Source organism: Actinomadura geliboluensis (assembly GCF_005889745.1).
Lineage (GTDB): Bacteria > Actinomycetota > Actinomycetes > Streptosporangiales > Streptosporangiaceae > Spirillospora > Spirillospora geliboluensis.
In genome coordinates this window covers 1-9038 of record NZ_VCKZ01000376.1, presented here as the reverse complement: position 1 = coordinate 9038, position 9038 = coordinate 1, and the positions used below count along the sequence as shown (strand labels likewise).

Here is a 9038-nt window from a genome sequence, read left to right as displayed (position 1 = left end):
GGATGCTGCTGGAGGGCGTCGTCACCAACGTCGCCGCGTTCGGCGCGTTCGTCGACGTCGGCGTCCACCAGGACGGGCTCGTGCACATCTCCGCGATGTCCGACAAGTTCGTCGAGGACCCGCGCGACGTCGCCAAGCCCGGCGACATCGTCCGCGTGAAAGTCCTGGACGTCGACCTGCAGCGCAAGCGCATCTCGCTCACCCTCCGCCTGGACGACGAGCCCGGTGGCGGCAAGTCCGGTGGTGGCAAGCAGGGCGGCGGTAAGCAGGGCGGCGGCGCCAAGCAGGGCGGCGGGCGCCAGGGCGGCCCGCGGCAGGGCCGGGAGCAGCAGCGCGACGGCGGCGGGCGGCAGAACCGCGGCGGCCAGAACCAGCGCGGCGGCGGGCGCGGCGGGCAGGGCCGCGGCGGCCAGAACCAGCGCGGCGGCCAGGGAGGCGGCGGCGCCATGGCCGACGCCCTCCGCCGGGCCGGCCTCGACAAGGGCCTCCCGGGCGGCGACTCCAAGCGCCGCTGAGACGAACCGGTCCCCGGCCTCTCAGCGGAGGCCGGGGACCGTCGCGTCCGGAACAGGCCGCCCACCGGCGCGGGCGGGCCGGGGGCTCACTCGTTGAAGCCGCGCCAGCGCCCGTCCGACCCGGTCTCGGTCGGGCTCTGCGGACGAATCGGCCGGCGCGGCGGCGCTCCCTCCCGTGAGGCTCCCTCCTGCGGGGCCGGCGCCTCCGGGCGTTCGTATCCCTCCGGCGGGTTGTAGGGGCCCTGGCCGAGCGGGTCCTGCGCGTAGGGGGAGCGCGGCGGCGGCACCGGAGCCCCGTACACCTCGCCGAGCCGCGGCCCGCCCAGCACCGGCCCGCCCAGCACCGGGCCGCCGACCGCCGCCCCGCCGAACGGGTCGCGCGCGGCGGCCGCGTCCTCCCGGGCCGCGGCCCCGCCGGACGCCCCGTCCGGCTCCTCCTCGACCGGCCGGTGCCGGGGGAACTGCAGGACGGCGACCGCGCCCAGCGCCAGCGCGCCGAGCCGCATCGCCGAGCGGGCGGCGTCCTGCGGCCACGGCTCCCCGTACATGAACGAGCCCATCGCCAGCAGGTAGGACTTGGCGGCGACCGTCATGACCGTCGCCACGATCGAGACCCGGCAGCGCTGGAACGCCGTCACCATGATCCCGAACCCGATGCCGGCCGCCACCACCGTCAGGTACGGCCACGGCGTCGCGAGGATGCCGGCTCCGGCCGCGTGCGGATCGTCGCTCCACCCCTTGATCGCCAGCTCGGCGGTGCCGACCGGGAAGCCGGCGCTGAGCCCGTAGGCGATGCCGGTGACCGGGCGCGCGTGCCGGCCGTCCGGCCGGTAGTCGCCGAGGATCAGGATGAGCACGGGCACCGCCACCGCCGGGGCCACCACGACCGCGATCTTCCACAGCGGGGCGTCCGCCGAGCCGATCGGCTCGTCCCCGCTCAGGGACGCGGTCAGCAGCAGGATCGCCGCGCCGGTCAGCAGCAGGCTCAGCCACTCGCGCGCGGTGAGCCGCTCGCCGAAGAACACGAGCGCGATCAGCAGCAGCGGGACGATGCCGGACATGAAGATCGGCACGGCGGTGGACAGCGGCAGGTTCCGGAGGGCGATGATCTGCAGGGTGAGCCCGCCGAGCACGACCGAGAGCGCGATCAGGAAGATCCAGTTGCTCACGATCGTCCAGATCATGTGCGGGATGCGGTTGCCCCGCAGCGCGGGCATCCGGTCCGCCGCCAGCTTGAACACGGCGAACCCGAGGTAGTAGAGACCGGTCGCACTGAAGGCCGCGGCTATCCCGTTCATCCCGGACGAGTATGGAGGTTCGGGGCACGTATGTCACTGCCTGTGCGGCATCGTTGACAGGTGTTCGCCGGTGTTGCGGGCCTCCGATGTCCGCAGCCGGCGCCGTGACCCCATACACTTGAGCGCGCGAAGGCGCGGAGCCGGCTTTCGGCGTGGCCGCGCCCCTCGAGTTGAGCACGCGTCGAACGCCGCGGCCGAGACAGCGCCCGATCAAGGAGACCAACCCCAGTGAAGACCGATGTCGAGGAGCTGACCCCCACCCGGGTCAAGCTCACCGTCGAGGTTCCGTTCGACGAGCTCAAGCCGAACCTCGACAAGGCGTACAAGGAGATCTCGCAGCAGGTGCGGATCAAGGGCTTCCGGCCCGGCAAGGTCCCCGCCCCGCTGATCGACAAGTACGTCGGCCGGGGTGCGGTCCTGCAGGAGGCCGTCAACGACGCCCTTCCGGAGCTGTACGGCCGCGCCGTCGAGGAGACCGAGATCTTCGTGCTCGGCCAGCCCGACGTCGAGGTGACCGAGCTGGACGACGGCACCCAGTTCGCGTTCACCGCCGAGGTCGACATCCGGCCGAAGTTCGAGGTGCCCGACTACGACGGCCTCGAGGTCGTGGTGGACGACGCCGAGGTCACCGACGAGCAGGTCGAGGAGACCCTCGGCAACCTGCGCGAGCGGTTCGCCTCCCTCACCAATGCCGAGCGCGCCGCCGAGGAGGGCGACTTCGCCTCCATCGACCTGGTCGCCCGCATCGACGGCGAGGAGATCGAGGACGCCTCCACCACCGGCTACTCCTACGAGGTCGGCAGCAACTCGGCCATCGAGGGGCTGGACGAGGCGCTGACCGGCCTGGCCGCCGGCGAGGACGCGACGTTCACCGGCACCCTGGTCGGCGGCGAGCACGCCGGCGAGGAGGCCGAGATCACCGTCACCGTGCAGAGCGTCAAGGTGAAGAACCTGCCCGACCTGGACGACGAGTTCGCCCAGCTCGCCAGCGAGTTCGACACCATCGAGGAGCTGCGCGAGGACGTCCGGACCCGGCTCGGCCGGCAGGTGAAGCTGCAGCAGCTGTCCGAGGCGCGCGACAAGGCCCTCGAGGCGCTGCTGGAGAAGGTCGACATCCCGCTTCCCGAGAAGGTCGTGGAAGAGGAGATCGGCCGCCGCAACCAGCAGCTGGAGCAGCAGCTCCAGATGGCCGGCATGACCAAGGAGGACTACCTCAAGGACGAGGAGAAGTCCGCCGAGGAGTTCGACGCCGAGGTCGCCGACGCCGCCCGCCTCGCGGTCAAGGGCGGGTTCGTCCTCGACCAGCTCGCCGTCCAGGAGGAGCTGGGCGTCGAGAACGAGGAGCTGAGCGAGTACGTCGTCACGCAGGCGATGCAGATGGGCGTGCAGCCGCAGCAGCTCGCCGAGTACCTGACGCAGAACAACCAGCTTCCGGCGATCGTCTCCGAGGTGCTGCGCAGCAAGGCGCTGAACCTCGTCGTCGAGCACGTCACCGTCAAGGACGAGTCGGGCAACGAGATCGACGTCGAGGCCGTGCAGCGCGAGCTGAACGGCGAGACGGGCGAAACAGTCCAGGCCGCGGAGGAGGGCGAGGACGCCGCCGCCGCGGAGGAGGCGCCCGCGGAGACCGCTGAGGCCGCCGCTGAGGAGGCCCCGGCCACCGAGGCGCAGGACGAGAAGGACGCCAAGGACAAGGACGCCTGAGGCTTCTGACGGCTTCGCCCCGCTCCGGGGCGGCCGCACGCCTCCGGGACGTCCCCGGCGCATCGCGGACACGCCCCGCACCCGACCACCGGGTGCGGGGCGTGTCCCGTTCCGGCCGGGGACGGGGCGCCGCGTTGGCGAAGATCGTCCGGAACGCGCGGGACATCCGGCCGCACGCGGGTACGCCCCTGGCGAAAAGGCGGCCCCCCGGGCTTAAGCGGGCCCGGGAGCGCGTTAATGTCCAAGCATCCGAACCGATTAAAAGGACCGGAGGAACACCCGGTGAGCATGCCTCCGACTTTCGACGAGTCGTCGCGGATCCAGGCACGGGTCGCCGAGGCGCCCCTGCTGCCTCTGGGCGACCAGCTGTTCCAGCGGCTGCTGCGCGAGCGCATCGTCTTCCTCGGCCAGCAGGTCGACGACGACATCGCCAACCGCATCTGCGCCGAGCTCCTGCTGCTGTCGGCCGAGGACGGCCGCCGCGACATCACGCTCTACATCAACTCGCCAGGTGGCTCCGTCACCGCCGGCATGGCGATCTACGACATCATGCAGTACGTCCCGAACGACATCGTCACGGTGGGCATGGGCCTCGCCGCGTCGATGGGGCAGTTCCTGCTGTGCGCCGGCACCCGCGGCAAGCGCTACGCCCTGCCGCACGCGCGGATCATGATGCACCAGCCGTCCGGCGGCATCGGCGGCACGGCCTCCGACATCAAGATCCAGGCCGAGCAGATGCTCTACGTGAAGAAGACGCTCGCCGAGAAGATCGCCGTGCACACGGGCCAGGCGCTCGACCAGATCGAGCGCGACTCCGACCGGGACCGCTGGTTCACCGCCGACGAGGCGAAGGACTACGGGTTCGTCGACCACGTGGTGCTCAGTGCCACCCAGGTGCCCTCCGAGGGCACCGTCTCCTGACGACCTGACCACTGATCGGAGGCCCACCATGAGCGACCTGTACCGTCCCGGTTTCGCCGATATCGTCCGGCCGGGCGCCGGCCCGATGCCGGTCGACAACCGCTACATCATTCCGTCGTTCGTCGAGCGCACCACGTACGGGGTCAAGGAGATGAACCCGTACAACAAGCTGTTCGAGGAGCGCATCATCTTCCTCGGCGTGCAGATCGACGACGCCTCCGCGAACGATGTGATGGCCCAGCTGATCACGCTGGAGTCCATCGACCCGGACCGCGACATCAGCATCTACATCAACTCGCCGGGCGGGTCCTTCACCGCCATGACGGCGATCTACGACACGATGCAGTTCGTCAAGCCGGACATCCAGACGGTCTGCATCGGGCAGGCCGCCTCGGCCGCCGCGGTGCTGCTCGCCGCCGGCACGCCCGGCAAGCGGGCCGCGCTGCCCAACTCGCGGATACTGATCCACCAGCCCGCGACCGAGGGCACCTACGGGCAGTCGAGCGACATAGAGATCCAGGCGCGCGAGATCATGCGGATCCGCGAGCTGCTGGAGAGCATCCTGGCCGAGCACAGCGGCCGGAGCATCGACGAAGTGCGCCACGACATCGAGCGCGACAAGATCCTGACGGCGGACGAGGCCAAGGACTACGGCCTCATCGACGACGTCTTCGCCAGCAGGAAGCGGAAAGCCGAGGTAGTGTCGTCCTGAGACGGCACAAGGACGGGAGAGTCCCCGAGCCCGGGCGCCACACTTCCGGGCGAGGGGCTTTCCAAGTCCGTCGGAGGCGGTAACGTCGAGTCCAACGTCGAGAGCCTTCGGGACGCAACCGAGCTGCGCCGCATCCTCCAAGGCGGGCGGCCCCACGAAAAGGAGACAGTTGGGTGGCACGCATCGGCGACGGTGGTGACCTGCTCAAGTGCTCGTTCTGCGGGAAGAGCCAGAAGCAGGTCAAGAAGCTCATCGCGGGTCCGGGCGTGTACATCTGCGACGAGTGCATCGATCTCTGCAACGAGATCATCGAGGAGGAGCTCTCCGAGACCTCCGACCTCAAGTGGGACAACCTGCCCAAGCCGCGGGAGATCTACGAGTTCCTCGACTCCTACGTGATCGGGCAGGAGACGGCGAAGAAGGCGCTCTCCGTCGCCGTCTACAACCACTACAAGCGAATCCAGTCGGGTGACAGCGGCAGAGACGACCCGGTCGAGATCGGCAAGTCGAACATCCTGCTGCTCGGCCCCACCGGATCCGGCAAGACGCTACTCGCGCAGACGCTCGCCAAACTCCTCAACGTCCCGTTCGCGATCGCGGACGCAACGGCGCTGACGGAGGCCGGATACGTCGGGGAGGACGTCGAGAACATCCTCCTCAAACTGATCCAGGCGGCCGACTACGACGTGAAGAAGGCCGAGACCGGGATCATCTACATCGACGAGGTCGACAAGGTCGCGCGCAAGAGCGAGAACCCGTCGATCACCCGGGACGTCTCGGGTGAGGGCGTCCAGCAGGCGCTGCTGAAGATCCTGGAGGGCACCACCGCGAGCGTCCCGCCGCAGGGCGGCCGCAAGCACCCGCACCAGGAGTTCATCCAGATCGACACCACGAACGTGCTGTTCATCTGCGGTGGCGCCTTCGCCGGGCTGGAGAAGATCGTCGAATCCCGGGTCGGCAAGCAGGGCATGGGGTTCGGCGCGCAGATCCGCTCCAAGTCCGACTTCGAGGAGTCGTCGGCCGTGCTCGGCGACGTGATGCCGGAGGACCTGCTGAAGTTCGGGATGATCCCCGAGTTCATCGGCCGGCTCCCGGTGATCACCTCCGTGCACAACCTCGACCGCGAGGCCCTGATCAACATCCTCACCGAGCCGAAGAACGCGCTGGTGCGCCAGTACCACCGCCTCTTCGAGCTCGACGGGGTCGACCTGGAGTTCACCGACGACGCCCTGGAGGCGATCGCCGACCAGGCCATCCTGCGCGGCACCGGCGCCCGCGGCCTGCGCGCCATCATGGAGGAGGTCCTCCTCTCCGTGATGTACGAGGTCCCGAGCCGGCAGGACGTCGCCCGCGTCGTGATCACCCGGGAGGCCGTGCTGGAGCACGTCAACCCGACCCTCGTCCCGCGCGACCGCCCCAAGCGCGAACCGCGCGAGAAGTCGGCGTGATCGGGGTGTGATGGGGGCGGTGTGTCCGCTGGAAAGCGCGGACCGCTGCCCCGATCACATACCGGCCCAGGGGGACGACCCCCTGGAACCCCCGAGGCAGACGCGGGAACGCCCTCGACCTCACGGTCGGGGGCGTTCGGCGTTTCAGTGGCGGGGGTCAGTGGCGGGTGGTGGACGATTCGCCGAGACCGGCCTCGCGCGCCACGACGATCGCCTGGGCGCGGTCGGCGACGTGGAGCTTCATGAAGATGTTCGAGACGTGGTTGCGGACGGTCTTCTGGCTGAGGAAGAGCGTCGCGGCGATCTCGGCGTTGCTGCGGGCCTGCGCGATCAGTTCGAGGACCTCCCGCTCCCGCTCGGTCAGCTGCGGGAACGCGGCCTGCCGCGGGTCGGGCATGTCGGTGAAGTAGGTGAGCACGCGGCGCGCGATCTCCGGGCCGTAGATGGCCTCGCCCGCCGCGACCGCCCGGACGGCGCGCGCGATCTCCTCGGCGCCCGACTCCTTCAGCAGGTAGCCGCGGGCGCCGGCGCGCATCGCCGCGAACACCGAGTCGTCGTCGCGGAACATGGTGAGCACCAGGACGCCGATGCGCGGGCTCGTGCGGGTGATGGTGCGGGTGGCCTCGATGCCGTTGCCGCCGGGCATGTGCAGGTCCATCACGACGACGTCGGGCTGCAGTTCGGCCGCCATCCGCACGGCCTCGGGCCCGTTCTCGGCCTCGCCGACGACCTCGACGCCCAGCGCCTGCAGGAGGCCCTTCAGGCCCTGCCGGAACACCGGGTGGTCGTCGGTGATGAGGACCCGGATGGTCTCCGACATCTACGCCCGCTTTCTCCCGACCGAGGGACGTTGATGATACCCGGCGGCGGTCTCCGCGGCGCCGAGCGGCAGCCGGACCGCGACGAGGGTGCCGCCGCCGCTGCGGGAGGTGATCTCGCAGCTGCCGCCGACCTCGGCGGCCCACTCCCGCATCGCGGCGAGGCCCCGCGCGGGCCGCGGCCGGCCGCCGCCGCGCGCGGCGTCGGTCAGCCCGGGCCCGCTGTCGGCCACCACCAGGTGCAGGTCGGTGTCGCGCTTCAGCCGGACGGACGCGCAGCTCGCCGGCGCGTGCAGCCGGACGTTCGTCAGCGCCTCCTGCGCGATCCGGTACGCGGCCACCTCCACCGCGGCGGGCAGCCCGGCGGGCTCGCCGTCGAACCGGACGTCGACCCGCTCGCAGCAGCCGTCGGCGAACGACTCGATGGCGGCGACGAGGCCGAGGTCGTCCAGCGCGGGCGGGCGCAGCCCGTGCGCGAGGTCGCGGATCTCGCCGACGGCGCTGGCCAGCCGGTCCCGGACGTCGGCGAGCAGCGGGTCGGCCCGCTCCGGCTCGCAGGCGAGCGTGATGCGGGCGGCGTCCAGCGACATGGCGAGGCTGGCGAGGGTCGGCCCGAGCCCGTCGTGCAGGTCGTGCCGCAGCCGCCGCCGCTCCTCCTCCCGGCTGGCGAGGATCCGCTCCCGGGAGCGCTGCAGGTCCGCGGTGAGCCGGCGGAGGTGAGGGATGGTCGCGGCACGTGCCGCCACGGCCCCCGCTGTGAACGCGCCGGCCAGCACGGCGGCGCGTGCCAGTACCGCTCGCATCCCGTCCCTCTCTCTCCGCCCGGTGTCGCGGACCTCAGGGCACCACCTTTTCGGGCGGGGCGACCCGGTGTCAGGTGACCTGTGTCCCGACCTCGGCGGGAAAACGCTCTCAGCCGGACGGACGGGGAGGCGGCCCGCTCCTCCGCGCCCGCGCTCAGTCCTCCACGTCCGCGCGGATGCGGCGCATGACGCTCGGAAGGTCGATGCTCTCGGACGGCTCGCCGATCTGCATGACGATGCCCATGGTGGTCCTGGTGGACCAGGACGCCATGTAGCCGGTGGTGTTCCGCGTCCCTGCGGAGGTGATGATCGAGACCTGGATGGTGGTGGACAGGCCGACGCCGTCACCGCCCGCGTCCGACAGCTTCACCGTGCTGGGCGAGTAGACCGTGTTGTCGATGCCGGTGAAAGCGCTGCTGACGGCGCCGTTGAAGTCCTGCTCCGGGTACTTCAGCCGGTGGTCGCCGGTGCCCCCGACGAACAGGTACTTCTCCTTGCCGAGGCCGTACACCGCGCTGACGGTCCGGTGGACCTTGTAGTCGCTCGCGTCGCTGAGGATCCGGCTCAACCGGTTCACGGCGTCGTCGGCCTTGGCCTCGGTGGCGGTGTCGCGGCTCATGCCGCCGGCCGACGACGGCGCGGTCAGCGTGTGGGACGTCTGCTGCAGGTAGATGCCGTACCCGCCCGCGCACAGCAGGAGGAACACGACGAAGCCCCCGATCAGGCAGCCGAGGGCCTTGCCGCCGCCCCCGCGGCGCCGCGGCGGCCCGTAGGGCGCCCCCGGGAAGGGCCCGCCGGGCGGCACCGGCCCACCGGGCA

General features: G+C 71.0%; 8 protein-coding genes and 1 pseudogene. 5 read left to right on the top strand and 4 right to left on the bottom strand.

Going from position 1 to position 9038, the window contains the following annotated elements; translation table 11 throughout:
* On the top strand, nucleotides 1-515 hold a 515-nt coding region (locus tag ETD96_RS35355; protein WP_138640822.1), incomplete at its 5' end, for a S1 RNA-binding domain-containing protein.
* 86 nt (nucleotides 516-601) lie between these two features.
* Here ETD96_RS35355 and ETD96_RS35350 read toward each other — a convergent pair.
* Nucleotides 602-1813: a DMT family transporter gene (locus ETD96_RS35350; protein WP_205719601.1), complete on the bottom strand. Its 1212-nt coding sequence runs from the start codon at nucleotides 1811-1813 to the stop codon at nucleotides 602-604.
* Nucleotides 1814-2041: 228 nt separating this feature from the next.
* On the opposite strand from ETD96_RS35350, the gene tig reads away from it, so the two are divergent.
* The 4 genes from tig (at nucleotide 2042) to clpX (ending at nucleotide 6598) form a co-directional block, all read left to right on the top strand.
* On the top strand, nucleotides 2042-3517 hold the full coding sequence (tig, locus tag ETD96_RS35345) for a trigger factor (protein WP_138640821.1): 1476 nt from the start codon (nucleotides 2042-2044) through the stop codon (nucleotides 3515-3517).
* A gap of 288 nt (nucleotides 3518-3805) precedes the next feature.
* Nucleotides 3806-4438: a ClpP family protease gene (locus tag ETD96_RS35340; protein WP_138640823.1), complete on the top strand. Its 633-nt coding sequence runs from the start codon at nucleotides 3806-3808 to the stop codon at nucleotides 4436-4438.
* A gap of 28 nt (nucleotides 4439-4466) precedes the next feature.
* Entirely contained in the window at nucleotides 4467-5150 is a 684-nt protein-coding gene (locus ETD96_RS35335) for an ATP-dependent Clp protease proteolytic subunit (protein ID WP_138640820.1), read from the top strand.
* A 173-nt stretch (nucleotides 5151-5323) separates the two neighbouring features.
* Nucleotides 5324-6598, top strand: a complete 1275-nt coding sequence (gene clpX / locus ETD96_RS35330) for an ATP-dependent Clp protease ATP-binding subunit ClpX (RefSeq protein WP_138640819.1) — start codon at nucleotides 5324-5326, stop codon at nucleotides 6596-6598.
* 157 nt (nucleotides 6599-6755) lie between these two features.
* Here clpX and ETD96_RS35325 read toward each other — a convergent pair whose 3' ends face one another.
* The 3 genes and pseudogenes from ETD96_RS35325 to ETD96_RS45285 form a co-directional block, all read right to left on the bottom strand.
* Nucleotides 6756-7418, bottom strand: coding sequence for a response regulator transcription factor (locus ETD96_RS35325; protein WP_138640818.1), 663 nt, complete (start codon nucleotides 7416-7418; stop codon nucleotides 6756-6758).
* Nucleotides 7419-8219, bottom strand: coding sequence for a sensor histidine kinase (locus ETD96_RS35320; protein WP_138640817.1), 801 nt, complete (start codon nucleotides 8217-8219; stop codon nucleotides 7419-7421). It abuts the gene before it with no gap.
* Nucleotides 8220-8373: 154 nt separating this feature from the next.
* Nucleotides 8374-9038: pseudogene (locus ETD96_RS45285) on the bottom strand (hypothetical protein); the annotation flags it as partial.

Excerpts from the sequence above, each read along its gene's own strand:
- ETD96_RS35335 (WP_138640820.1), top strand. The coding sequence starts at position 4,467 with ATGAGCGACCTGTACCGTCCCGGTTTCGCCGATATCGTCCGGCCGGGC.
- ETD96_RS35350 (WP_205719601.1), bottom strand. The coding sequence starts at position 1,813 with ATGAACGGGATAGCCGCGGCCTTCAGTGCGACCGGTCTCTACTACCTC.
- ETD96_RS35320 (WP_138640817.1), bottom strand. The coding sequence starts at position 8,219 with ATGCGAGCGGTACTGGCACGCGCCGCCGTGCTGGCCGGCGCGTTCACA.
- ETD96_RS35325 (WP_138640818.1), bottom strand. The coding sequence starts at position 7,418 with ATGTCGGAGACCATCCGGGTCCTCATCACCGACGACCACCCGGTGTTC.
- ETD96_RS35340 (WP_138640823.1), top strand. The coding sequence starts at position 3,806 with ATGCCTCCGACTTTCGACGAGTCGTCGCGGATCCAGGCACGGGTCGCC.